Origin of the sequence: Actinoplanes sp. NPDC051513, assembly GCF_044454685.1 — a bacterium.
Lineage (GTDB): Bacteria > Actinomycetota > Actinomycetes > Mycobacteriales > Micromonosporaceae > Actinoplanes.
In genome coordinates this window covers 499,830-524,850 of the sequence record NZ_JBITDW010000001.1, presented here as the reverse complement: position 1 = coordinate 524,850, position 25,021 = coordinate 499,830, and the positions used below count along the sequence as shown (strand labels likewise).

16 protein-coding genes are annotated in these 25,021 nt (G+C 70.1%); 9 read left to right on the top strand and 7 right to left on the bottom strand.

The features are described 5' to 3' along the window. Positions 1 to 129 precede the first annotated feature (129 nt). From ACIA5D_RS02460 to gatA, 3 genes are all read left to right on the top strand, one after another. On the top strand, positions 130 to 2,202 hold the full coding sequence (locus tag ACIA5D_RS02460) for a putative bifunctional diguanylate cyclase/phosphodiesterase (RefSeq protein ID WP_396028023.1): 2,073 nt from the start codon (positions 130 to 132) through the stop codon (positions 2,200 to 2,202). 364 nt (positions 2,203 to 2,566) lie between these two features. Next, a complete protein-coding gene (gatC, locus tag ACIA5D_RS02455) occupies positions 2,567 to 2,863 on the top strand; it encodes an Asp-tRNA(Asn)/Glu-tRNA(Gln) amidotransferase subunit GatC (RefSeq protein WP_020518092.1) in 297 nt (98 codons plus the stop codon). A 1-nt stretch (position 2,864) separates the two neighbouring features. After that, positions 2,865 to 4,328: an Asp-tRNA(Asn)/Glu-tRNA(Gln) amidotransferase subunit GatA gene (gene gatA, locus ACIA5D_RS02450; RefSeq protein WP_396028022.1), complete on the top strand. Its 1,464-nt coding sequence runs from the start codon at positions 2,865 to 2,867 to the stop codon at positions 4,326 to 4,328. A gap of 3 nt (positions 4,329 to 4,331) precedes the next feature. On the opposite strand, the gene ACIA5D_RS02445 is transcribed toward gatA, so the two are convergent. After that, positions 4,332 to 5,774 carry a M1 family metallopeptidase gene (locus ACIA5D_RS02445; protein WP_396028021.1) on the bottom strand — a complete coding sequence of 481 codons (1,443 nt, stop codon included), beginning with the start codon at positions 5,772 to 5,774 and terminating at the stop codon, positions 4,332 to 4,334. Positions 5,775 to 5,897: 123 nt separating this feature from the next. On the opposite strand from ACIA5D_RS02445, the gene gatB reads away from it, so the two are divergent. Continuing rightward, entirely contained in the window at positions 5,898 to 7,391 is a 1,494-nt protein-coding gene (gene gatB, locus ACIA5D_RS02440; RefSeq protein ID WP_396028020.1) for an Asp-tRNA(Asn)/Glu-tRNA(Gln) amidotransferase subunit GatB, read from the top strand. A gap of 55 nt (positions 7,392 to 7,446) precedes the next feature. On the opposite strand, the gene ACIA5D_RS02435 is transcribed toward gatB, so the two are convergent. The 3 genes from ACIA5D_RS02435 to ACIA5D_RS02425 form a co-directional block, all read right to left on the bottom strand. After that, positions 7,447 to 9,069, bottom strand: coding sequence for a metallophosphoesterase (locus ACIA5D_RS02435; RefSeq protein WP_396028019.1), 1,623 nt, complete (start codon positions 9,067 to 9,069; stop codon positions 7,447 to 7,449). A 6-nt stretch (positions 9,070 to 9,075) separates the two neighbouring features. Beyond that, a complete protein-coding gene (locus ACIA5D_RS02430; protein WP_396028580.1) occupies positions 9,076 to 10,254 on the bottom strand; it encodes a PQQ-dependent sugar dehydrogenase in 1,179 nt (392 codons plus the stop codon). 91 nt (positions 10,255 to 10,345) lie between these two features. Continuing rightward, positions 10,346 to 10,720, bottom strand: coding sequence for a PH domain-containing protein (locus ACIA5D_RS02425; RefSeq protein ID WP_396028018.1), 375 nt, complete (start codon positions 10,718 to 10,720; stop codon positions 10,346 to 10,348). A gap of 174 nt (positions 10,721 to 10,894) precedes the next feature. On the opposite strand from ACIA5D_RS02425, the gene ACIA5D_RS02420 reads away from it, so the two are divergent. After that, entirely contained in the window at positions 10,895 to 13,519 is a 2,625-nt protein-coding gene (locus ACIA5D_RS02420; protein WP_396028017.1) for a putative bifunctional diguanylate cyclase/phosphodiesterase, read from the top strand. On the opposite strand, the gene ACIA5D_RS02415 is transcribed toward ACIA5D_RS02420, so the two are convergent. Beyond that, the gene (locus tag ACIA5D_RS02415) at positions 13,516 to 14,526 is read right to left on the bottom strand and encodes a LacI family DNA-binding transcriptional regulator (protein WP_396028016.1); all 1,011 of its coding nucleotides are present in this window, start codon (positions 14,524 to 14,526) and stop codon (positions 13,516 to 13,518) included. The two genes, ACIA5D_RS02420 and ACIA5D_RS02415, sit on opposite strands and share 4 nt — an antisense overlap. Before the next feature lie 299 nt (positions 14,527 to 14,825). Between ACIA5D_RS02415 and ACIA5D_RS02410 the strand changes: the two genes are divergently transcribed. The 4 genes from ACIA5D_RS02410 to ACIA5D_RS02395 all read left to right on the top strand — a co-directional run bounded on the left by ACIA5D_RS02410 (position 14,826) and on the right by ACIA5D_RS02395 (position 20,462). Next, positions 14,826 to 16,097, top strand: coding sequence for an ABC transporter substrate-binding protein (locus tag ACIA5D_RS02410; RefSeq protein ID WP_396028015.1), 1,272 nt, complete (start codon positions 14,826 to 14,828; stop codon positions 16,095 to 16,097). 65 nt (positions 16,098 to 16,162) lie between these two features. Further along, a complete protein-coding gene (locus ACIA5D_RS02405; RefSeq protein WP_396028014.1) occupies positions 16,163 to 17,143 on the top strand; it encodes a carbohydrate ABC transporter permease in 981 nt (326 codons plus the stop codon). Next, entirely contained in the window at positions 17,140 to 17,994 is an 855-nt protein-coding gene (locus ACIA5D_RS02400; RefSeq protein ID WP_396028013.1) for a carbohydrate ABC transporter permease, read from the top strand. The genes ACIA5D_RS02405 and ACIA5D_RS02400 overlap by 4 nt, the downstream gene beginning before the upstream one ends. Positions 17,995 to 18,005: 11 nt before the next feature. Then, a complete protein-coding gene (locus tag ACIA5D_RS02395; RefSeq protein ID WP_396028012.1) occupies positions 18,006 to 20,462 on the top strand; it encodes a glycosyl hydrolase 2 galactose-binding domain-containing protein in 2,457 nt (818 codons plus the stop codon). On the opposite strand, the gene ACIA5D_RS02390 is transcribed toward ACIA5D_RS02395, so the two are convergent. Together ACIA5D_RS02390 and ACIA5D_RS02385 are read right to left on the bottom strand one after the other, a co-directional pair. After that, a complete protein-coding gene (locus ACIA5D_RS02390; protein WP_396028011.1) occupies positions 20,394 to 24,110 on the bottom strand; it encodes a HEAT repeat domain-containing protein in 3,717 nt (1,238 codons plus the stop codon). The genes ACIA5D_RS02395 and ACIA5D_RS02390 overlap by 69 nt on opposite strands. A gap of 167 nt (positions 24,111 to 24,277) precedes the next feature. Beyond that, positions 24,278 to 24,835 carry a carboxypeptidase-like regulatory domain-containing protein gene (locus tag ACIA5D_RS02385; RefSeq protein WP_396028010.1) on the bottom strand — a complete coding sequence of 186 codons (558 nt, stop codon included), beginning with the start codon at positions 24,833 to 24,835 and terminating at the stop codon, positions 24,278 to 24,280. Positions 24,836 to 25,021: the final 186 nt, after the last annotated feature.

Here is a 25,021-nt window from a genome sequence, read left to right as displayed (position 1 = left end):
GTAATTTGCGGATAATGAGCGTTTGAGGGCTTATGCCGATTTGATAACGCCGAAGCTGTTTCGCGACCAACGGACAATGCGGATCTATGGTGAAAACCATCGGTAGATCGCCGCCATTGTGGAGGTCGCATGGAAGCCGCACGCCTTCGCAACCGCGTGGCGAATACGCACGCGACGAGCGACGGCGCGGCCTCGGGCCACGCGGGTGCGAAGCGGCGGCGGGCGCTGGTGGTCACGGCGGGGGTGGCGGTTCTTGTTGACGGGCTGCTGTGGGCGTTGGGGTGGCGGACATTCGCGGGGCTGCCGGGGGCCTACTGGCTGATGGCCGTCCTTGCCGTCGTGGTCGACGCGCGGCCCTATGTGCTCGCCGATCGGCGGGCCAGCTCGGTGATCCTGCCGTCCATCTGCTTCACGTTCGCGATCGCACTGGCGTGGGGGGTGGTGCCGGCGCTTGCCGTGCAGGTCGCGGCCGTGGCGGTTGCCGGGGTGCGGATGCGGCAGGCGGTGCGGCGGACATTCCACCTCGCGGTCCAGCATGCGGTGGCCCTGGGGGCCGCCGCGGGCGTCGCGGCGCTGGTGTCGCTGCGGATCGGGCCGCGGCCCGACTGGGATGACGCGGTGCTGACCGTTGCGGCGGCCGCGGGGTGGATTCTTGCCCGCTACGGGCTGGCCGCGGGCGTTGCCCGGCTGGGCTCGCATCGGCGGCGCCGGCCGCGGGGGCGCCGCCGCGGGGTGGAAGTGCTGGCGGCCGGGGCGCTGTTGTTGCTCGGGCCGGTGGTGCTGGCCACGGCGCAGGTGGGGCTGGCGTTCGTGCCGTTGGTGCTGCTCGCGCTGCACGCGGTGCATCGGATGGTGCGGTCGGCGGGGGAATCCGAGCGGGCGGCGCGGGTGGACGAGCTGACGGGCTTGCCCAATCGGCGGGCGCTGCAGGCCTCGGTGGGTGACAAAGGCGGGCGGCAGCGGGCATTGCTGCTGCTCGACCTCGACCGGTTCCGGACCGTGAACGACGCGCTCGGGCATCGGGTGGGGGATCGGCTGCTCGTGGAAGTCGCGCGGCGGCTCGCGGACGTGGTTCCGGCACACGATCTCGTGGTGCGGCTGGGCGGCGACGAGTTCGCGGTGCTCGCCAACCGGGTCGACGGGGCGCCCGAGGCCCGGCGGATCGCGTATCACCTGGCGGAGGCGTTGAACCGGCCGTTCGCGCTCGACGGGCTGCCGGTGGACGTCAGCGCGTCGATCGGGATCGCGTTGCAGGGGGACTCGGCGGACGACTGCGCGACGCTGCTGCGCGAGGCGGAGGCCGCCATGTACGACGCGAAGCAACGGGGGGACCAGGTCGCCGTCTATGGGCCGGACGCGGCGCACCACTCGCCGGATCGGCTGGCACTGCTCGCCGACCTGCGGCGGGCGCTGCGGGAGGACGCGCCCGACGACGGAATAGTGCTGTTCTACCAACCGCAGATCGCGATCGCCACCGGCGAGGTGGTGGGGGTCGAGGCGTTGCTGCGGTGGCAGCATCCGGAGCGAGGGCTGGTCGGGCCGGAGGAGCTGATCCGGGTGGCCGAGCCGACGCCGGTGATGCGGCTGCTCACGCAGCGGGTGCTGCACGACGTGGTGGCGCAGGTCGCGGCGTGGCGGGCCGCGGGGCGGCCGTTGCGGGCCGCGGTCAACGTGAGCGCGCGCGACCTGCACGCGGGGGGCATCGCCGACCGCATAGAAGAGCTGCTTCACGAGTACGAGGTGCCGGCCGACCTGATTCAGCTGGAGATCACCGAGAGCGCGCTGATGGCCGACCCGCACCGGGTGCTCAACACGATCACGCGGCTCGACCGGATGGGCGTGGCGATCTCGCTGGACGACTTCGGGACCGGCTACTCGTCGCTCCAGCACCTGCGACGCCTGCCGCTGGCCGAGGTGAAGATCGACCGCTCGTTCGTGCTCGGCATGGCCGCCGATCGGGGGGACTCCGCGATCGTCCGCTCGGTGATCGACCTGGCCGAGGCGCTGGGCCTGCGCGCGGTGGCCGAGGGCGTCGAGGACGAGCGCACCTGGCGCCTGCTCGCCGGCGCGGGCTGCCACGCGGCCCAGGGCTGGTTCCACGCCCGCCCCATGCCCCCGGACGAGCTCGACGCGTGGCTGGCCAAGTACCGCCCGATCCGGCCGGGCCCCTCTCCACTCGCCATCGCGAGACCGTCGAACTGACCCGTCGAACTGACCCGGCGAACGGGCGCGGTGAGTCATCGATATAGTTGGATATACGGGGCTTGGCATTATTCCCCACCTGCGGAAACGGCTGCCTCGGGCCGGTCCCGCCTGCGGTTGGTGACATCCGCGGGGGGCCTTGAGCGCAACCACTCACGCAGGTCGCCCGGGTGGGTCGAGTGGTTTGGGCGCGTCAGCGCCCTGCTCGACCCGCCCGGGTCCCGACGGGAGTGACGGTCTGTACGCACCACCCACGCACGACATCTTGATCTTGATCTTGAAGCTTTCGTGTCCCCGCGGAAAAGCTGTCGGGGGGTCGAAATAGACTCGTCCCATCAGCATAGGATTCGAGAAGGTAGGAACTATGGCCATCTCCCGCGAAGAGGTCGCGCATCTCGCGCGCCTGTCGCGGCTCGCCGTGACCGAGCAGGAACTGGATCAGTTCGCGGGGCAGCTCGACGTGATCCTCCAGTCGGTCGCGAGGGTCGGCGAGGTGGCCGCGGACGACATTCCGCCCACCTCGCATTCCGTGCCGCTGACGAATGTGTACCGCGACGACGTCCCGCAGCCGTGCCTCACGCAGGAAGAAGCGCTCTCGGGCGCCCCGGACGCGTTCGAGGGCCGCTTCCGGGTGCCGCGGATCCTCGACGAGGAGGCCTGAGATGACCGATCTGATCCGGATGTCGGCGGCCGAGCTCGCCAGCAAGATCAAGAGCAAGGAGGTCTCGGCCGTCGAGGTGGCGCAGGCGCATCTCGACCGCATCGAGGCCGTCGACGAGCGCGTGCACGCGTTCCTGCACGTCGACCGCGAGGGCGCGCTGAAGGCCGCCGAGAAGGTCGACAAGGGCGAGGTCAGCGGCCCGCTCGCGGGGGTGCCCGTCGCGGTCAAGGACGTGATCGCCACCAAGGGCGTGCCCACGACCGCGGCCTCGAAGATCCTCGAGGGGTGGCGGCCGCCCTACAACGCCACGATCGTCGAGCGCCTGCAGGCGGCCGGGACAGTGATGCTCGGCAAGACCAACATGGACGAGTTCGCGATGGGCTCCTCCACCGAGTACAGCGCTTATGGGCCGACCAACAACCCCTGGGATCTCGGGCGTATCCCCGGCGGCTCGGGTGGTGGCAGCGCCGCGGCGATCGCGGCCTACGAGGCGCCGCTGGCCATCGGCACCGACACGGGCGGCTCGATCCGGCAGCCGGGCGCGGTGACCGGAACGGTCGGGGCGAAGCCGACCTACGGCGGCACGTCCCGCTACGGCCTGATCGCCTTCTCCTCGTCGCTTGACACGCCGGGGCCGTGTGCCCGCAATGTCGAAGACGCGGCGCTGCTGCACGCGGTGATCGCGGGCCACGACGTGCGCGACTCGACGTCGATCCCGCAGCCCGTGCCCGACGTGGTCGGCGCGGCCCGGCTCGGCGCGAACGGCGATCTCAGCGGCGTGAAGCTCGGCCTGGTGAAAGAGTTCGCCGGTGACGGCTCCGAAGCGGGCGTGTCCGCGGCCTTCCGCGAGTCACTGGAGGCGCTGGTCAAGCTGGGCGCCGAGGTGGTCGAGGTGTCCTGCCCGCATTTCGAGTACGCGCTGCCGGCCTATTACCTGATCGCGCCGAGCGAGTGCTCCTCCAACCTGGCCCGCTTCGACGGCGTCCGCTACGGCCTGCGGGTCGGCGACGACGGCAACCGGTCGCTCGAGGAGGTCATGTCGCTGACCCGCGACGCCGGCTTCGGGCCCGAGGTCAAGCGCCGCATCATCCTGGGGACGTATGCGCTGTCCAGCGGCTACTACGACGCCTACTACGGGCAGGCGCAGAAGGTCCGCACGCTGATCGCACGAGACTTCCAGCAGGCGTTCGAGCGGGTCGACGTGCTGGTCTCGCCGACCACGCCGTTCGTGGCGTTCCCGTTCGGGTCGCGCACGTCCGACCCGTACCAGATGTACCTGGCCGACCTGTTCACGATCCCGACGAACCTGTACGGCGGTCCGGCCATCTCGGTGCCGTGCGGGCTCTCCGAGGGGCTGCCGGTCGGCTTCCAGATCATGGCGCCGACCATGGCCGACGACCGGATGTACCGGGTGGCGGCGGCGCTCGAGTCCGCGGTGGGAACTCTCACGCCGCCGGCGCTCTGACCGTCAGGGCTTGGGCGTCGTCTTCGAGTCGAGCCACGAGTTGATCAGCTTGGTGTAGTCCTTGCGGGTCTGCTTGTTGACGAACGCGATGAACGACGCCCGGTCCTGCTGGGTGCCCTTCTGCGTCTGGACCCACGCCTGGGCCAGCGCGAAGAACTTCGCGTCGCCGAGCGCGTCGTTGAGCTCCTTGAGCATCGCCGCGGGGCAGTAGTAGACATTGCTCTCGGCGAAGTTCGCCGCCTGGGGATGCCCGGGCGGCCCGAGCCGCTTGCGCAGCTCGGCGTCGGCCCTGCGCAGGTAGTCCTCGAGCGCGGTGTCGCTGAAGTGGTAGAGCTTCTGCTCCCAGAGGTACTGCGCGTAGGTCGCCCAGCCCTCGTTGAGCCACAGGTCGTTCCAGTTCGACGTGGTCACGGCGTCGCCGAACCACTGATGCGCGTACTCGTGGAGCAGGTCCTCCTCGAACGCCGCCGCGTCGAACTTCTTGATCCTGCCGCCCATCGTGATCATCTGCTGGGTCTCCATGCCGGAGGCCGAGTCGACCACCACGATGCCGCCGCTGGCGAACGGGTACGGGCCGAACCGCTCCTCCAGGAAGTTCAGGAACTGCGGCGACTTGCGCAGCGAGGGCAGCAGCTTGTCGTCGGCGCCGGGGCGGTACCAGTAGGCCAGCGGGACGCCGCCGGGACCCTCGGCGCTGACCTTCTTGTATTTGCCGACGGCCAGGGTCTGCAGGTAGGACGCCATCGGCACGTCGCTACGGTAGGTGAACGTCGTGCCCTCAACCCCGGCCGGCGTGCCCGCGGCGATCGCCGAGAACCCGGGCGGCACCGTCACCGAGATGTCATAAAGCGCCTTGTCCGAGGGCTGGTCGTTGGCGGGATACCAGGTGTACGCCCCGAACGGCTCCTGCATGGTCCAGAGGCCGCCCTCCTTGGTGACAGTCAGGCCCAGTGGCTCGACGTCGCCGCGGTGTGACGGCATCGGGGTCGTGCTCGGCGTGCCGTGATAGGCGACCGCGAGCGTGACCGGCTTGTCCTTGGTGACCGCCACCGGCACGACCAGCCGCTCGGCGGTCACCTCGGCGCCGTCGACGGGCTGGTCGTCGACGGTGACCTTGTCCAGCGTGTACGGCTTGAAGTCGAGCTCGATGGTGGGGGCGTCGGCGGCGGGGCGGATCTGCAGCGTGGCCAGGCCGGTGAGCGTCTTGGTCGGGGGCGCCCAGGACAGGTCGAGGCCGTACTGCAGCACGTCGAGGGCCGGGTTGCCGTGCTTGGGGTAGACCGGGTCGGCGACCGGGGTCGATTTGCCCTTCTCCCAGGCGGTGTAGTCGACAGCGGCCTTCGCCGGGGCGGGGGCGGACGGCTTTGTGAGCGGGGTTGCGGGCTTGCCGTCGCAGCCTGCGACCAGAAGGACCGCGGCGAGGGCCAGGAGCAAGGTGCGGCGCATGGTCGGGACGCTACCCAAACGATCATCTGTTGTGGGGGCAGCGCGAGGTCGGCGAAATTCTGTCGGCGGGGGCCACTAGGCTGGAGGCCGAAAGTCACCGGATCCAGTCTGGGAGCTCACCGCATGACCACCATCGCTCTGCCGACGTACGAGGACGCCGTCGCCCGCTACGAGCCGGTCATCGGCCTCGAGACGCACGTCGAGCTGGGCACGCAGACCAAGATGTTCTGCGGCTGCCGCACCGAGTTCGGTGCGGAGCCCAACACGCAGGTCTGCCCGGTCTGCCTCGGCCTGCCCGGTGCGCTCCCGGTGGCCAACCGCGCCGGCATCGAGGCGACGATCCGCATCGGTCTCGCGCTGAACTGCGGCATCGCCGAGTGGTGCCGCATGGCGCGAAAGAACTACTTCTACCCCGACATGCCGAAGAACTTCCAGACCTCGCAGTACGACGAGCCGCTCTGCACCGAGGGCTACGTCGACGTGGAGGTCGGCGGCAAGAAGTACCGCATCGGCATCGAGCGGGTCCACCTCGAGGAAGACACGGGCAAGTCGCTGCACGTCGGCGGCGCCACCGGGCGCATCCAGGGCGCGACCGAGTCCCTCGTCGACTACAACCGGGCCGGCATTCCGCTGGTCGAGATCGTGACCAAGCCGGTGCCGGGCCTCGGCGAGCTGGCCCCCGAGGTCGCGCGGGCCTACGTCACCGAGCTTCGCGACATCATCCGCTCGCTCGGCGTCTCCGACGTGCGCATGGAACAGGGCTCGCTGCGCTGCGACGTCAACACCTCGCTCAACAAGTCCGGCGCCGAGTGGGGCACCCGTACCGAGACGAAGAACGTCAACTCGCTGCGCTCGGTCGAGCGCGCGGTCCGCTCCGAGATCATCCGGCAGGCCGCGGTGCTCGACGGCGGCGGCCGCATCATCCAGGAGACCCGCCACTTCCACGAGGACCGCGGCGAGACCAGCCCGGGCCGGTCGAAGGAAGAGGCGACCGACTACCGCTACTTCCCCGAGCCCGACCTGGTGCCGATCGCGCCCGACCCGGCGTGGGTGGCCGAGCTCAAGGCGGCCCTGCCCGAGAAGCCGAGCGTGAAGCGGGCGCGGCTGCGGGAAGACTGGGGCATCAGCGAGCTTGACATGCAGTCGGTGGCCAACGCGGGCGCGGTCGAGCTGATCGAGGAGACGATCGCGGCCGGCGCGTCGCCCGCGGGAGCGCGCAAGTGGTGGATGGGCGAGCTGGCCCGCCGCGCCAACGAGACCGGCGTCGAGCTGTCTGCCGTGGGCCCGACCCCGGCGCAGGTCGCCGAGCTGCAGAAGCTGGTCGACGAAGGCAAGCTCAACGACAAGCTGGCCCGCGCCGTGCTCGAGGGCGTGGTGGCCGGCGAGGGCGACCCAGCGGCGGTCATGGCGGCCCGCGGCCTCGAGGTGGTCAACGACGAGGGCGCGCTGACCGCGGCGGTCGACGAGGCCATCGCGGCCAACCCCGACATCGCGGCGAAGATCCGCGACGGCAAGGTGGCGGCGGCGGGCGCGCTGGTGGGCGCGGTCATGAAGACCACGCGCGGCCAGGCCGACGCGAAGACGGTGCGCGAGCTGATCCTCGCGCGTCTCTCCTGATCAGAGAAGTTCGGCCAGGCGGGTCCACGCGCGAGAACGGTGATCAGGTCAAGCGTCAGCTGGGCGAGGTGCTGGGCGAGGTGGTCGCCGGGGAGTTGTCCTTCGCCCCGATGACGTTTCGCTGCATCTCCACGTTGGACTGACCGGTGCCGCCGAGCTGAATGTCGTCGTACGCCTTGAGCTGGTGATTCTCGTCGAAATAGAGCACCGACAGGCTCAACGGCGTCGGCTCCTCCTTCTCGAGCCCGCGCAAGCCCGCGCCCCCGGTCGAGCCCTCCACCATCAGCCGGGTCTCCACCGGCGTCTGCGGGGGGCCCGACGCGTCCGGCGTCGGCGTGGGCCCGGCCGAAGCCCCCGAGGCCGAGGGCGCCGGGGCCGGCGCCGGCAGCAGGCTGACCTCGCGGTGGTGCAGGTGACCCGCGAGCACGAGCGGCACCAATCCCGAGAGCGGCGACGCCATGGCCGGGTCGTGCACCATCGCGATGTCGACCGGCTTGCCGCTCTGCCGGACGGTCTGGGCGAGGCGGTCGCCGGACTGCAACAGCGGGCTGGTGGCGGGGTCGTCGGCGTTGGCCGCCGCCGGGGTCTCGCTCTTGTCGGGCGTGAACTCGGGGTCGCCGATGCCGGCGATGGTGAGTCCGTCGACCGTCGTGGTGCTGTTGTCGAGCACCACCGCGTTGCGCTGACGGGCCACCGCGGCCTGGATCGCGCCGGAGTCGTGGTTGCCGCGCACGTAGATGTACGGCACGCCGATCGAGGGGATCGAGCTGACGTACCCGGTCTCGGCGCTGGAGCCCCAATCGACCATGTCGCCCGTGTCGACCACGGCGTCGATGTCGAAGGTCTGCACCACGGTGCGGATCAGCCCCCACGACGACGGGTTCAGATGCAGGTCGGAGACGTGCAGGATGCGCGTGGTGTTGCCGGCCGGCTCGTACACCGGCAGCGTCGACACCGTGGTGTAGAGGCGGCTCACGTTGCTGACGATCTGCTGGAGCTGGTCGGCGTAGCGGCCGTAGTTGTCGGCGATGCGGCGGGCGTCACCGACCACGGCGGGGGCGTTGACCAGCAGACCCTCGTACCGCGGCTCGGCGATCGAGTCGGGGCGCAGGGTGAAGGCGGCCAGGCCCAGACTGCCCAGCGCCACCACCAGCGCGGTCACGCCGGCCGCGGCGACCCGGCGGACATTCCGGAAGATCAGCGCCGAGAGGATCAGGGCGGAGAGGACGGAGATGCCCAGCGCACGGACGCCGAGCCGGATCACGCCCATGCGGACGTCGTCGACCGCGTTGTCCCCGGCGGAGCTGATCGCCGACGGGTCGTCGATCAGGGCCTCGGTGCGGCTCTGGTCGAGGGAGGCCAGGTTGACCTTGAGGTGGATCGGGCCGTCGTGGCTGTCGAGGTGGAGCGAGCCGAGCGGCGGGATGTCGACCTCGGTGCCGCCCTGGATCGACGGGCTGATCGACATCTCGGCCCGGAAGGGACCGACGTTGATGTTCGCGTGGGCGAACAGCATCGTGCCGATCACCACGCCGCCGATGCTGATCAGCCCGACCGCGGCCGCGATGCGGGCCCGGCGGGCCCAGCGATGGCGGTGGACGCGCCCGGTCGCCGCCGCGGCGCTCTGCGCGTAGCGGCGGACGGTGGACAGATGGCGGAGCCAGGTGGGAGCAGTCATAAGTGATCAGGTGATTCCCGCACCGCCGGCAGAGAAAACGAGCCGGATGATCCGGTCGTCGTCGGGGGCGGGGTCGCCGGCGTCCTCCTGGTTCGACGTGGACACCCAGAGCGAGCCGTCGGGCGCCGCCACCAGGCCGCGCAGCCGGCCGTACTCGCCGGTGAGCAGCGCCTGCGGGGTGCCGAGCACGGTGCCGTTGTCGGTGATGTCGAGCAGCCAGACCCGCTTGCCGAGCAGGCAGGCGGTGGCCACGGTCTGCTCGATGACGCCCACGCCCGAGCAGTACGAGTCGGCGACCGGCCACGTGTAGATCGGGCTCGCCAGCGCCGTATCGGCGCTCGCGCCGTCGGCCTTGGCCCAGCCGTAGTTCTTCCCCTTGACGATCACGTTGAGCTCGCCGCTCTTGGGCTGACCGTTTTCGGTCGCGTACATGCGCTTGGTCTTGTCCCAGGCCAGGCCCTGCACGTTGCGGTGGCCCAGCGACCAGACCAGCGAGTTCTTGATCGGGTTGCCGGGAGCGGGCTTGCCCGCCGTGGTCATCCGAAGGATCTTGCCGCCCAGGCTCTTGGGGTTCTGTGCCTGCGTGCCGTTGGTGGCGTCGCCGGTGCCGGCGTACAGGTAGCCGTCCGGGCCGAAGGCCAGCGCGCCGCCGTTGTCGTCCGGCGAGCGCGGGATGCCGGTCACGATCGGCTGCAGCTTCCCCTTCAGCACCAGCTTGCCGATCCGGTTGTCCTTGGCCGTGGAGTAGTAGACGAAGACCGTCTTGTCGGCCGAGTACTTCGGGGAGACGGCGATGCCGAGCAGGCCGCCGTCGCCGGAGGCCTGCACCTCGGCGAGCCGCTGCATCTCGGTGACGGTCAGCCCGTTCGCGTCGGACTGGGGACCGACCTGGAGGATGCGGCCGGTGTCGCGCTCGGTGACCAGGGCCGCGCCGTCGGGCAGGAAGGCCATGCCCCACGGGATCTCCAGGCCCTTGGCGAGGACGGTGACCGCAACCTCGGAGTCGCCCTCGGGCTCGCTGCTCGCGGATGCCTCGCCCGAGGGTTTCGGCAGGTTGGGCGGGGTGCCCTGCTGATCGGCGTCGGGCTGGCCGAAGCTGCAGGCCGCGGTCAGCGCCAGCACGGCGCACAGCAGTACAGCCGACTGAGCTGACCCGCGGCGGAAAACCCCAGAAAAAAACGACATAGGGGCCTGGCGGCGGGAACGCACGGTCAACGCGACCTCCTCGACTCGACGCACCCCAGGGTAGCGGCGCTGCCTGGAAAGCCCCTGGCGATCAGTCGGGGTGGCTGATCTCTTGCTTTCCGGCCGCCAGCACCCGCGGGAGATTGCCCTGGGTGACGCCGGTCAGACGGATCACGTTACCGTTGTCGAGCAGCGCCGAGATCTGGCCGCGGTGGCCGGGCGCGAGCTCGGCGATGCTGGCCCAGGGGACCCGGGTGCTGCCGATCAACGCCCGCACCCTGAGCTCGTCGGCGTAGACGTCGGTGCCGGCCCGCCAGGCCCACACGAAGATCGCGGCCGGGATGAGCAGCACCGGCGCCAGCCCCCAGGAGACCCCGGCGAGCGGGACCGCGCCGACGAACGCGATGACGGCGGCGACCATGAGCGCGCCGGTCTTGCGGACGCGAAGGAGGGGCTTTCGACTCACCCGCCCATTGTCCCACCCACGCCGCCGCGGACCTTCTCGCGGGCCGCGTTGTCCACAGGCGACGATCTGTGGATGCGGTGGGACCCGGCCCGGCCGTAACCTGTCCGAGGGACATTCGTTGATCCCGTCAGCCGCAACCCCCTGTCAGACCGGCACCGCAGAGGATCCGTCGACGTGGCAGTGCAACCCCCCGTGCACTCCCGGCTCACCGACCGGGTGTCGCTGCTCGGCGTGCCGGTGGTCGCCGTGGCGGTGCTGCTGGCCGGCGTGGCGGGCCTCACGCCGCCCGAGGTCGCGCTGGCCATCGGGGTGGGCGGCGCGGGTCTGTGGGCCTGCACGCACCTGGTCCGGGCCGCCCTCGAGATCCACCACGCCGACGGCACGTTCGTGGCCTGTCGCGGCGCCGGCTTCATCGGCCTGGCCGCGCTGGCGGCCGGCCTCACCGCGGTAATTCCGCTCTGGGGTCCGCCGTCGGCGGGCGTCTGGGCGACCATCGCGTACGGGGTGGCAGCGGCCCTCTACGCCACGGGCGTGCTGTTCCTCCCCGGCTCGGCGACGACCTGGGTGGTCCGCACGAGACGGGCCTTCGACGGCGCCGGGCTGGGGGTGAGCCTCGCCTTCGCGGGCTATCTGATCCCCCCGGTCAAGGACGAGCACCTCGAGACCCTGCCGGTAACGCTGCTCGGCGCGCTCAGCATCTCGATCACGGTGGTGGCCGTGCTGCGCAGCCGCCCGCACGGCGGCCCCTCGGTGCGCTGCGGCGCCGGCGCGATCGCGTCCCTCGTGACCCTCGGCATCCTCACCACGATGATCGTGCTCGACGGCGGCGGCCGCCTGCTGCCGCTGCTCGGCCTGCCGATCGTGGCCGGGCTCGCGCTCTCGGCCGACGGCGGCTCCCGGCGCGACCTGCCACCGCCCCCGCTCGAGCCGCGCAGCCCCGATCAATACCTGGCGAGCTACCCCCTGCTGGCCGTGCCGGGCGCGGTCGGCGTGGTCGCCGCCCTCTGGCACCTGATCACCGTGCGCGACTTCGACACCGTCGCCATCTGCCTGGGCATCGGCATGGTCGCCGTGCTGGTGATGCGCGAGCTGCTCGTGGTCCGCGACATCCGGCTGTACGCCGGCCAGCTGCAGACCGCCGAGGCTCATTTCCGGTCGCTGGTGGCCGGCGCGACCGACCTCACGCTGGTCCTCGACGAGCGGCTGCGCATCAGGTGGCAGTCGCCGGCGGCGTCGCGGCTGTTCGGCCTCTCCGACGACGAGGTGGTCGGCCGCGCGTTCCGCGACCTGATCCACCCCGACGACGTGGCCGGCGCCCAGGCGGCGATCGACTCGGTGCTGGCCGGCGAGCACGCCGATGGGCCGCCGGCCCTGGTCAGCGCCCGGCTGCGGGACGGCGCCGAGATGTGGCGCGACACCGAGTCGACGATCGCCGACCAGCGCGCGGTGCCCGAGGTGGCCGCCCTGGTGGTGCACGTGCGCGACATCGGCGAGCGCAAGCACCTCGAGCGCGCGCTGCACAAACTCTCGTACACCGACCAGCTCACCGGGCTGGCCAACCGGCGGGCGCTGATGCGCGACCTGCTGTCCTACCGCCGCCGCGCCGGGCAGCAGGGCACCCTGCTGGTGATCGACCTGCACGGCCTCGCCGAGATCAACGACAACCGCGGGCGCGAGACCGGGGACGCCGTGCTGATCGAGGTGGGCCGCCGCATCAAGACGCTGCTCGCCGCCGACGACGTGCCGGCCCGCCTGGGTGGCGACGAGTTCGCCGTGCTCACCGCGGACGGCGCGGTGCTGGCGTACGCGCTGGGCACCCGGATCGCCACGGTCCTGGCCGAGCCGCAGGCGCTGCCCGGCTCGATCGTCGAGCTGCACACCAGCATCGGCCTGGCCGAGCTGGCCGGCGGCGCCGACTCCGACGAGGTGCTGCGCCACGCCGACCTGGCGCGCAAGCGTGCCCGGCAGCTGGGCCTCGACCGGGTCGAGTGGTACGACCCGGACGTCGAGATGAAGCTCAACCGCCGCATGGAACTGGAGCAGCAACTGCTCGGCGCGGCCGACCGGGGCGAGCTCGACCTGGTCTTCCAGCCGGTGGTCGACCTGCGCGGCGGTCAGCCGGTCGGTGTCGAGGCGCTGCTGCGCTGGCGGCACCCCGAGCTGGGCACGATCCTGCCCGGCGAGCTGCTGCCGATCGCCCGCGCGGTGGGCATCGCGGCCGAGATCGACGAGTGGGTGCTCGACGCCGCCTGCAAGCACCTGATGGCCTGGTCGACCGGCGACAACGCGTTCTGGCTGTCGATCAACGTGTCGCCCCGCGAGCTGCTCACGGCCCGCTTCCCCGACCGGGTCGCGACTACCCTCAACCGCTACGGACTGCCGCCCGAGCGCCTGGTGGTCGAGGTCGCCGAGGACTGGATCGCCGAGGACGTGCCGACGATCGTGGCGTCGCTGGCCGGGCTGCGCAAGCTGGGCGTACGCGCCGCGCTCGACGACTTCGGGGCGGGGCAGGCGTCGCTGTCGCACCTGCGCCGTCTGCCGGTCGACATGCTGAAGCTGAGCACGTCGCTGGTGAACAGCACTTCCGAGGTGGCGGCCGGCAGCGGTCCCGCGGTGATCGACGTGGTGGTGAGCCTGGGCCGCCGGCTCGGCCTCGAGATCGTGGCGAAGGGCCTCGAGACCCCCGAGCAGATCGAGCGCGCGGCGAAGGCGGGCTGCCCGTACGGCCAGGGCTTCGCGCTGGGCCGCCCGGCGCCGGCCGAGCGGATAGAGGCCTACCTGGAGACGCACAGGGCCTAGCGGGGCGGCGCCGTGCTCCCGCGGGGGGTGAGGTGGGCGGTGCCGGCCTCCACATTGCCGACCTGCTTGCCGTCGATCGAGGCCAGCAGCTCGCGGGCGGCGTGCGCGCCGTATTCCGCGATGTCGCGGGTCAGCGCGGTCAGCGGCGGGTGCACCAGGCTGCACAGGGGAGAGTCGTCCCAGGCCACGATGGACAGATCGCCCGGGACGGTCAGGCCCATCTCCTGTGCCACCGCGAGCCCGGCCACCGCCATCACGTCGTTGTCGTAGATGATCGCCGTCGGGCGCTCGGTGTCGATCAGCAGGCGGCGAGTGGCCCGGCTGCCCTCTTCGCCCGTGTAGTCGGAAGGCACGGTGATCGCCGACAGCCCCAGCGAGGAGCAAATGTCGTCGAAAGCCCGCGTACGTGTCTGCGTGTGCAGCAACCCGGGGAGACCGCTGACCCGCGCGATCCGCCGATGCCCGAGCGCGACCAGATAGCGCACCGCCTCGGTGATCGCGCCCGCGTCGTCCGACCAGATCTGCGCGATCGTGCCGGTCTCGACGGGCCCGCCGATCACCACGGCCGGCAGCTGCAGCTGCTGGAGCACCGGGATGCGGATGTCGTTCTCCCGCAGGTCGGTGACGATCACGCCGTCGATCCGGCGCTCGCCCCACCACCGCCGGTACACCTCGACCTCGAGCTCGGGCGTCGCCACGACCTGAAGGGTCAAGGCGTACGACCTCGCCGAGAGCTCGGCCTCGAAACCGCTGATCAGACCCATGAACCAGGGCTCGATGCCGAGGATCCGCGCCGGCCGGCACAGGGTGAGGCCCACGGCGCGTGCCGACGCGCCCGACAGCGCACGGGCCGCGCTGTTCGGGTTGAACCCGATTTCCTGGGCGATGGCGACGATCCGCTGCCGCGTCGCCTCGGAGACTCCGGGCTGTCCGTTGAGCGCGTACGAGACGGCGCCCTTGGACACGCCCGCCCGCCGCGCGATGTCGGCGATCGTGGGCCGCTTCACTCGGTCTCCCTCTACTTTCCGGCTGAAGCTTACCGGCACGCGTTTCGGTAGAGCGCTCTCACGTCACAGCACGGCGACATGAACAAGCGTCGGTGGCCAGGCTTGATCGGTTAAGTGTTACGGGACACAGGGCCGTTTGTAAACGCCGATCGGCGTGGAAGTCCGTTTCGTGCTACTTAACCGTCACTGACAACGTTGGGAAATCACCGCCGTAACACGCTATTGACACTCATCGAGGTGAGGCTTAGCGTCTCCACAACTTACCCGGTTCAGTAAATTCTCTCCTCTGTGGAGGCGCAATGAAACGGCTTGGCAAAGCCACAACAGCGGCCGGTATCGCCGCAACCCTGGCTCTCACGGGCTGCAGCGGACAGAGCCTCGAGGGCAACGGCGACAAGGCCCAGGGCACGGTCACGCTCAAGGTCGCGTTCTGGGGCGACATGGGCCTCGACAAACTCAAGGCCACATACGAGGCGGCCCATCCCAACGTCAAGATTGTGCTGAACTCCGGCGAGTACAACGCCCAGCACGAGGACCTTCAGAAGAAGCTGGTCGCCGGCACCGGCGCCCCGGACATCTCGGCCATCGACGAGGGCTTCATCGTCCAGTTCCGCAGCCAGGCGGACAAGTTCGTCAACCTCCTCGACAAGGGCGGCGCCGACTACGAGGCGAAGTACCTGCCCTGGAAGTGGCAGGGGTCGATGTCCACCGACGGCAAGCAGATCGGCCTCGGCACCGACGTCGGCGGCCTGGCCATGTGCTACCGCTCCGACCTGTTCAAGGCGGCCGGCCTGCCCACCGACCGGGACGCGGTCAGCAAGCTCTGGACCAACTGGGACGACTTCATCAGCGTCGGCAAGCAGTACACCGCCAAGACCGGCAAGAAGTTCGTCGACTCCGGCACCAACATGTTCAACCCGGTGCTCGCCCAGCAGCCGGTCGGCTTCTTCGACCCGAGCGAGAAGCTGCAGATGGAGGGCGGCCCCAAGGTCGCGTTCGACGCCAGCATGAAGGCGATCGACGCCGGCATCTCGGCCAACCTCGCCAGCTTCCAGCCCAACTGGGACCAGGGCTTCAAGAAGGACCAGTTCGCGGTCCTGGCCTGCCCGGCGTGGATGCTCGGCCACATCCAGGAGACGGCGCCCGAGCAGAAGGGCAAGTGGGACATCGCCGCGATCCCCGGCGGCGGCGGCAACTGGGGCGGCTCCTGGTGGACCATCCCGTCGCAGGGCAAGAACGTCGACGCCGCGGCCGACTTCGTGAAGTGGATGGTCGCGCCGGAGCAGCAGATCGAGGTCTTCGAGACCGTCGGCAACCTGCCCTCGCAGCCCGCGCTCTACAAGGACCCGGCGGTGCTCAACTACAAGAAGGAATTCATGAGCAACGCCCCGACCGGCCAGATCTACGCGGCCACCGCGGAGAACCTCAAGCCGCAGTACCTGGGCAAGAAGAACGGCCCCACCCGGGTCGCGGTGGAGAACGTGATCACCCAGGTGCAGCAGGGCAAGCTCAAGTCGGCCGATGCCTGGGCGGTAGCGGTCAAGGAAGCCGAAAAGGCCGCCAACTCCTGATCTGACGAAGACGAGTGGCGGGGCGGCGGATGCCGTCCCGCCACCACCCTTACCTAGGAGTGGCCGTGTCCCTCACCCAGCTCAGGCCGCCGCCGCAGCACGCGGCGCCGCCGGCCCGGCCCAGCAAGTTCAAGATCTGGCTCTACCGCTTCGACACCAAGACCATCCCGTACGTGTTCATCGCGCCGTTCTTCATCCTGTTCGCGATCTTCGGGCTGTTCCCGATCGTGTACAACGCGATCGTGTCGCTGCGCACCTGGCGGCTCGACGAACCGGACAAGGACGGCTGGGCCGGCTTCGCCAACTACACGAAGCTGCTCAGCGACTCCGACTTCTGGAACGCGCTCTTCAACACGCTCGGCATCTTCGTCCTGTCGACCGTGCCGCAGCTGCTGCTCGCGCTGATCATCGCGAACCTGCTCAACCGCAAGCTGCGGGCGCAGTCCTGGTGGCGGATCGGCATCCTGCTCCCGTACCTCACACCGGTGGTCGCCTCGACGCTGGTCTTCTCGGTCTTCTTCGCCCGCGACAACGGCATGGCGAACTGGCTCCTCTCACTGGTCGGTTTCGGTCAGGAGCAGCCGCTCGACTGGCGGGCCGAGAAGTGGAGCAGCTGGATCGCGATCGCCACGATGGTCAACTGGAAGTGGATCGGCTACAACGCGCTGCTCTACCTCTCCGCCATGCAGGCGATTCCCAAGGACGTGTACGAGGCGGCCGCGGTCGACGGCGCCGGCCCGTGGCGGCAGCTGTGGCGGATCACCGTGCCCATGATCCAGCCGGTCGTGGTGTTCACGGTGATCCTGTCGACCATCGGGGGGCTGCAGCTGTTCAACGAGCCGATGATGTTCGACCAGAACCCGCAGTCGGCGACCGGCGGCTCGGCGCACCAGTTCCAGACCATCGCCCAGCTGATCTACAAGGTCGGCTGGAAGGACCTCAATCTCGGGTACGCGGCCGCGATGTCCTGGGCGCTCTTCCTGATCATCCTGATCGTCGCCGGCATCAACGCCCAGCTCACCAAGCGCATCGGAGGGGACCGGTGACCTCGTTCGTGAACCGGGCGCCGCAGGACACCCGCGGCAGCTGGAAGACGTACCTCGGCCTGGTCGCGGTGCTGCTGATCTCGGCCTTCCCCGTCTACTGGATGTTCGTCATTGCGACGAGCACCGACGCGGCCGTCTCGCAGATTCCGCCGTCGGTGATCCCGGGCAGCCAGCTCTTCGAGAACCTCAACGAAGTCTTCACGATGCAGGAGGTCTACTTCACGGCCTCGCTGATCAACAGCGTGGTCGTGTCCAGCGTGATCACCGCGGCGACGCTGTTCTTCTGCTCGCTGGCCGGGTTCGCCTTCGCGAAGCTGAAGTTCCCGGCCCGCAACGCGTTGATGTTCGTGGTGATTCTGACCCTCACCGTACCCAACCAGCTCGGTGTCGTTGCCCTTTACATCCTGATGGGCAAGCTCGGCTGGAACGGCACCCTGCTCGCGGTCATCGCGCCCGGCCTCGTGAGCGCGTTCGGCGTCTTCTACATGCGGCAGTTCATCGCCCACGCCGTGCCCGACGAGCTGGTGGAGTCGGCGCGCATCGACGGCGCGATGACCATGCGCGTGTACTGGAGCATCGTGCTGCCGGCGATCCGGCCGGCGCTCGCCGTGCTCGGGCTGCTGACCTTCGTGATGGCCTGGAACGACTTCCAGTGGCCGCTGATCACGCTGAACGGCACCGACTTCCCCACGTCGATGGTCGCCCTCAGCGACCTGGCAAGCGGCAACTATGTGATCTATCGCCGCGTGCTGGCCGGCGCCTTCGCCGCTACCGTTCCCTTGATCATTCTGTTGCTTCTCGGCGGCAGGCAGATCGTTCGGGGAATTATGGAAGGCGCAGTCAAGAGCTGATGGGAAACGTCGTGACCTCGTACCAACCGTTGCATGAAGGCTGGACGCTCTCCGGGGCCGATGTCGCCGGGCTACCGGCGACCGTGCCCGGGTGCGTGCACACCGATCTGCTCGCGGCCGGCCGCATCGAGGACCCGTACCTCGACGAGAACGAGACGAAGCTGTCCTGGATCGGGCGTACGGAGTGGGTGTATTCCGCGTCGTTCGCCGCCGGCCTCGGCGCGCGCCGGATCGACCTCGTCTGCGCGGGCCTCGACACGGTCGCCGAGATCGAGCTGAACGGGGAGCAGGTCGGCCAGAGCGCCAACATGCACCGGAGCTACCGCTTCGACATACGGAGTCTCCTGCGCGAGGGCGACAACACCCTGAAGATCAAGTTCAACAGTCCCTACGCGTACGCCGAGGAGCAGCAACGCCGATTGGGGTACCGGCCCAACGCGTACGACGAGCCGTTCAACTTCATCCGTAAGCAGGCCTGCAACTTCGGCTGGGACTGGGGACCCATCCTCGTCACGTCGGGCATCTGGCAGCCGATCGGCCTGCACAGCTGGTCGGTTGCCCGGCTCGCCGAGGTCCGCCCGCAGGTCACGGTGGCGAACGGGACGGGCCGGGTCGAGGTGCGCGTGCGGCTCGAGCGGGCGGCCGAGGAACCAGTGACCATCACCGCCTCGGTCGCCGGCCGCCTCGCCACCGCCACGGTCGACGGCATCGAGGCCCTGCTGATCCTCACCGTCGACGACCCGGCGCTCTGGTGGCCGCGCGGCTACGGCTCGCCGTCGTTGTACGCCCTGGACGTCGCCGTGTCGTCGGCCTCCGGGGAGGTCCTCGACACCTGGTCGCGGATGATCGGCTTCCGCACGGTGCGCGTCGACCACACCGACGACGCGTTCACCGTGATCGTCAACGACGTGCCGGTCTTCGTGAAGGGCGTCAACTGGATCCCCGACGACGTCTTCGACAACCGCGTCACCCGCTCGCGCCTGACGGACCGCTTCCAGCAGGCCGCCGACGCGAACGTCAACTACATGCGCGTCTGGGGCGGCGGCCGCTACGAGTCCGAGGACTTCTACGACCTGGCCGACGAGATGGGCTTCCTGGTCGGGCAAGATTTCCTGTTCGCCTGCGCCGCGTATCCCGAGGAGGAGCCCTTCGCCTCCGAGATCGAGGCGGAGGCCCGCGAGAACGTCGTGCGCCTCAGCTCGCACCCCAGCCTGGTCATGTGGACCGGCAACAACGAGAACCTGTGGGGCTTCGAGGACTGGGACTGGAAGCGGCGCCTCGAAGGCCGTTCCTGGGGTCTCGCCTACTACCTCGAGCTGCTGCCGCGCATCGTGGCCGAGCTCGACCCGACCCGTCCGTACTGGCCCGGCAGCCCGTACTCGGGCACCCAGGATCGGCACCCCAACGACCCCGGGTTCGGCACTGCCCACATCTGGGACGTGTGGAACACCGACGACTACACGAAATACGCCGCTTACCGCCCGCGCTTCGTCGCCGAGTTCGGTTTTCAGGGCCCGCCCTCGTACGCGACGTTGCGCCGCGCCATCTCCGACAACCCCCTGGCACCCGACTCGCCCGGCATGGCCGCCCATCAGAAGGCCGGCGGTGGCGACCGGAAGCTTTCCCTCGGCCTGACCAACCACCTGCCCGCCCCGCGCACCTTCGACGACTGGCACTACCTGACCCAGCTCAACCAGGCCCGCGCGGTCGCCTTCGGCATCACCCACTTCCGCTCCCTGCGTCCCCTCTGCATGGGCAGCATCATGTGGCAGCTCAACGACTGCTGGCCGGTCACTTCCTGGGCGGCTGTCGACGGCGACGGCCGCAAGAAGCCTCTCTGGTACGCGATGCGCGACGCCTACGCCGACCGCCTGCTGACCCTGCAGCCGCGCACCGGCGCCCCGCTGACCCCCGGCGGCCCCACCTCGCCCGTCGGAGAAGGAGCGGTCTTCGTCCCCGACGGCGCCCCCGCGCTGGTGGCGGTCAACGACGGCCGTACCCCGTGGCGGGTGGAGACCACGGTGACCCGTCGCAACCTGGCCGGCGACATCCTGGCCTCGGCCGTTCTCGAGGCCACGGTCGCCCCCGGCTCGGCAACGACGATCCCCCTTCCCGCCGACGTCACCACCCCCGGCGACCCCACCACCGAGCTGATCGTCGTCGACTCGGGTCCCCGGTGGTTCTTCGCGCTGGACAAGGACATCCCCTGGCCGGCGCCGTCCTTCACCACGGACGTCACCACGGAAGGATCGTCCACAAAGGTCACCGTGACCGCGGGCTCGGTCCTGCGCTCGCTGACCCTCTACCCCGACCGCCTCGACCCGGCGGCCGAGACCGACAACGCGGGCGTCACCCTGCTCCCCGGCGAGTCGGTGACCTTCACCGTCCACTCAGCACAGTCACTCGACGCCGGCGCTCTCGTCTCCCGGCCGGTTCTGCGCAGCGTCAACGACATCGCCGCGCGCTGAGGCCGGGTAGGCGTTCAACGCCTCCGAAGCGGCCCGCCGGACGGACCCAGTCGGGTCCGATCCGGCGAGCCTGCGGAGGAGGGGCAGCGTGCTGGGATGATCGCGCCAGCCGACCGCCAGCGTTTCCAAGGCCAGCCGCCGCAGCCAACCTCGGTCGCTCCGGATGAGCCCGTGAAGCATGGGTAGCGTGGTCGGCTCGTCCGGCCAGACGTCCGCGACGATCGTCACAGCGACGCGGCGGGCACGTATGTCGAGCTCGGCCGAAGCGGCCCGGCGGAAGAGGCCGGCCACGTCGTCGTCGGCCAGCCAGGTCGGCGCCAGCGCCGCCAGCGCGGCGGCGCGGACACCGCCGCTGTCATCGTTCTCGGCGACGGTCCGAAGCCACCGCGCGATCTCCGGATCGTCGGGCAGCCGATCGGCGACGGCACGCACCGCGGCAATGCGAACGAGCGAGTCCGGGTCGGTCTCGCCGCATCGGCGCAGCCCGTCGAAGATGCCCGGCTGAGCGTGCCGCGAGGCCGCGAGTTCGAAGATGGCCACTCGTTTGGTCGCGCGCGAACCCTCGGCCAGGGTCCGCCGCAAGAGATTTAGCACATCGGGGTCGTCCGGGCGAGCCGTGGCCAACCTGCGGAGCGCCCGCGACCGGGCAATGTCGGTCCGGTACTCGGCCACCTGCTCGATCTCAGGCGCCCAGACGGATTCGCCGGCGTCCGGCCCTGCTCGGCTTTTCAACGCGGCGAGGGCCCGGGGATCATCCGGCCATCCGTGGGTGATGATCTGCATTGCCACGGACGCCACCGACGGATCGTTGAGCTGATCGAGGAGCAGCGGCAGAGTCTCGACGTCATCGGGCCAGCGAGACATCACGAGTCTCAGCGCGACCTGACGGACGCCGGGATCCGGGTCCGCCCTGGCAAATCCCCGGATACGCGACAGGATGGTGGGTGACGCCGGCTCGCTGTCGGCGAGCGCGCTCAGGCCGATGCGCCGGGTCGGGGCGTCGGGCGAGTCGACGAGCGCATCGATGAGCGGTCTCATCCCGCCGTGCTCGGGCCAATGCTTTGCCAGGACACGCAGCGCGGTCGCACGCACCTGGGAGTTCTGATCGTTGACCGCCCGATCCTCCAGAAACGCGTGCAGCGCGGGATCGTCGTGCCAATCCCGTGCCAGGACTCGCAGCGCGAGGCGTCTGATCTCCCGATGCGGGTCGGTCGCGGCGCGGTCGACGAGCAGATCGTGGGTGGCGGAAGCGTGACGCGCGTGCACGGTCAGTTCTCGCATCACGCTGTGGCGGACCGCGCGGGTCGGGTCGGAGGTCGCCAGGTCGTGTGCCATGGCCAGGGTGGCTTGATCGGTGGGATCGAATTTCACCAGCGAAACAGCGACCCGCTGGCGGACCTGTTGACTGAGATCCGATGTCGCCACGTCCCGCAGAGTCGTGCGAATGTCGAGATCGTCCGCAAGGAACGCGAGCGCCTCACCCGCAGCGACTCGGGCGGACGCCTGCTGCGCGGTCCTCACCTGATTCAGCAAAAGCCGACGGAAGCCCGCGTCATCGGCCAGCATGACAACTCCGAGGCGAGCGGCAGTCGGCACCACGGAAGGGGCGTATCCCACCGGCCGCACGTCGCCGAGGAACCGTCCGCGGGTCTGGTACCACTCGTGGTAACGGTGCCGACCGGGCCAGGTCGTCCCATGCCCGGCGAGCATAGGGAGGGCGGCTCGCTCCACCGCCTGCTCGAGCGGCCTTCTCCGGCTGGCGGTCTCCATCATCCGCCCGATGACGTCCGCGACGGCCTCGCACTGAGCGACCAGCTTGCCGACCCTGCGAACCTCGCCGAGGCTGCGGATCGCGAGCAGCAGGTGGTGGGGGATCCCGTTGCGGCGCCGGAACCAGTCCGGGTCCTCGGCCAGCAGGAAGTCGATGATGCGGCCGGCGAAGCTCTCCTGCATGCCGACGATCAGCAGGAGGACCTCGTGCCAGGACGGGTCCTGCCAGTGCGCTGCGTAAATCCCGAGCAGGTCGTCCTCGGAGAGCTCGCGGTCGTGGAACCGTTGCACGATGTCGGCGGCGGCCATGTATTCCAGGAAGGCCCGGTGGACGAAGCCGAACACGTCGCCGCCGAAGTGGCTGAGGATGAAGTTCCGGGATTGGAACTGCTCCAGCATGATTCGCGCGGTCCGGCGGGCCTCGACGACCGGCAGGCCGAGTACATCGGTCAGGTAGGCGCGTAAGTGCTCGAGCAGGACGCTTCGCGTGATGTGGTTGCCGGCGACGTCGGCCTGCATGTGGCGGGCGATCAGACGCAGCATCTCCAGCTTTTCGTCGCGCCCCAGCGGTGAGTCGGCCGCGGCCGGCGACTTGTTGACTTCCCAATGCTCGACCAGCACGGTCACCGCATGTTCGTAGGCGGTCCGGCGATCACGGGGCAGTTCGGCCCGGCGGGCGATGATGGCCAGGATCGTCAGCAGCAGGGGGTTGCCGGCCAGCTCGCGGACCGCGCGGGCGGCGCCTATGCCGTCGCGGAGGCGCCTGGCGAGCCGGGCGGCCTCCGCCAGGTCGTGCGGGCAGGCGAGCTCGTACCAGCGCCCCGCGAACTCGTCGACCTGATTGTCGTCGAGGTCCTGAAGCATGAAGTGGTGGAAGCCGGCGGCGTCAAACGGGCCCCGGAGGTATCCGATCACGCGGGAGGTCACGAGCACCCGGACCTGCGGATAGCGGGCCGCGAACCCGGTGATCCGGTCAGAGATCTCCCGACGCAGCCCCGGGTCGAAGACCTCGTCGAGGCCGTCGAATACGACCAGCGCCCGCCCACCGCTGAGCAAATACTTCTCCAGCAGGGGCCGGGGCAGCCCCAGGCCGTCCTGCATGTTGCGCCGGTCGATCATGTTGAGGAACGTCTCGGTGGTGTCGGCGGCATATGCGCGCAACTCGACGAGGATCGGCAGCACGTCGTCGGTGTCCGCCGCGGCCAGCGCTAGATACCGGGCCAGCGTCGACTTGCCCGCCCCCGGATCGCCGACCACGACCGAGCGGCGGCCCTCCGGGCCCGCGAGCACCTCCAGCACCGGACGAGGCGGGCGCTCGCGGTACGCCGCCCGGGCCCGGGCCAGGCGTTCGTGGTCGAAGCCGGCGGGCAACTCGTCCGGGTCGACGTCGCCGGCATCGATGAGCCGGCGCAGGACACCGCGAGGCAGGTCCAGGCGAGGCGGGTCGGCGCGGACGTGCTGCGGCACGAAGACTTCGCGCAGCCGGACCGGGACCGGCGTCTCCTGGTCGGCGAGGGGGAGCAAGGTTTCGGTGTCGATGCGGCCGAAGCGCTCACGGAGCCGGCTCAGATAGGCAGCGCGCGCGTCGGCGAAGGCGCGATCCGGCGCGGGCGCCGCCGTTTCCAGCCGGGCGATCCAGCGGAGCTTGTCGCGGTCCTCGGCCGGCAGCGGGTGGCCGCGTCTGGCCGCATAACTCGCGCATGCGTCGACGAACGCCTCCACCGTTGCCGGGCGTGGGCGGCCCTTCGCGGTTGGCGAGATCAGACCGATAAGCGTGGACTCGGCCACGTGGTGGCCGGCGGCGTCGGCGTGAGACTTCAGCGCGCTCTTTCCGGGGGCGCCGGCGTCCTGGTGCAGGCGGCGCAGTTCATCACGCATCGGGTCGTCCGGTTGTCCGGCGGGTCTGGATCCGGACGATCCAGACGGTGTCCTGCCCCAGATTCGAGCACATCGGAACGGACAGCGGAAGGAGCGCTCCGATGTGGCTGGAGATGGTGGCGACTGTGACCTCGGCGGTCAGGCTGGGCCTCGCGGTGTACGAGCTTCTAGGTCGGCGAGCCGGACGGGACCGGGGACGCCCCGAGCAGGATGTCGTGGTCGATGTGCTCGCCGGAAAGGGTGACGCGGCCGGCGACCGGGGCGTGGCCGCTCGCGGCGATCGTGTAGACGCCCGGCGGGAGATCGCGTAGCTCGTAGCGGCCCTCGTGGTCGGTGGTGGTGGAGCCGGCGACCTCCCCGGCGGCGACCACCGCCATCACCGATGCCTCGGGGATGGGGCGGCCGGAGCGGGCGGCGCGGACGTTGCCGGTCAGCGTGGTGCCGATCGTGAGGACCAGGTCGGCCTGGCGCGAGCGGCCCGGCGAGATGATGCGGGTCGCGGGGCGGGCGTGCTCGGCCGTCGCGGTGAGCATGTAGTCGGCCTGGTCCAGGCCGGACAGGCGGTAGCGGCCGTCCGGAGACGTTGTCGCGGTCGCGACCACCGTGCCGGCCAGATCGGTGAGGGTCACCGTGGCGTTCGGGACCGGGCGGGTCTGACGGTCGGTGATGCGGCCCTCGATGCGGCCGGCGCCGGCCAGCGAGAGCACCCGGCGGAGCTCGCCCACGCCCGCGTTGACCAGGACCGCGGCCGGCTGGTGGTCGTCGGCGGCGCAGATCAGCGGGAGCGGCAGCGGGAGCGGCGGGAGCGGCGCGCAAAGGGATCTGGGGCAGGAAGAGGAAGAGCAGGAACGCGATGACCAGGATCGCCGCGGCGATCAGGAAGATGTGGTCCGTCGCCGTCGAGAAGCCCG

What these genes read in the sequence shown, in the direction of transcription:
- gatB (WP_396028020.1), top strand. Translation starts at nt 5,898, where the DNA reads ATGACCACCATCGCTCTGCCGACGTACGAGGACGCCGTCGCCCGCTAC.
- gatC (WP_020518092.1), top strand. Translation starts at nt 2,567, where the DNA reads ATGGCCATCTCCCGCGAAGAGGTCGCGCATCTCGCGCGCCTGTCGCGG.
- ACIA5D_RS02430 (WP_396028580.1), bottom strand. Translation starts at nt 10,254, where the DNA reads ATGTCGTTTTTTTCTGGGGTTTTCCGCCGCGGGTCAGCTCAGTCGGCT.
- ACIA5D_RS02390 (WP_396028011.1), bottom strand. Translation starts at nt 24,110, where the DNA reads ATGCGTGATGAACTGCGCCGCCTGCACCAGGACGCCGGCGCCCCCGGA.
- gatA (WP_396028022.1), top strand. Translation starts at nt 2,865, where the DNA reads ATGACCGATCTGATCCGGATGTCGGCGGCCGAGCTCGCCAGCAAGATC.
- ACIA5D_RS02445 (WP_396028021.1), bottom strand. Translation starts at nt 5,774, where the DNA reads ATGCGCCGCACCTTGCTCCTGGCCCTCGCCGCGGTCCTTCTGGTCGCA.
- ACIA5D_RS02460 (WP_396028023.1), top strand. Translation starts at nt 130, where the DNA reads ATGGAAGCCGCACGCCTTCGCAACCGCGTGGCGAATACGCACGCGACG.
- ACIA5D_RS02410 (WP_396028015.1), top strand. Translation starts at nt 14,826, where the DNA reads ATGAAACGGCTTGGCAAAGCCACAACAGCGGCCGGTATCGCCGCAACC.
- ACIA5D_RS02435 (WP_396028019.1), bottom strand. Translation starts at nt 9,069, where the DNA reads ATGACTGCTCCCACCTGGCTCCGCCATCTGTCCACCGTCCGCCGCTAC.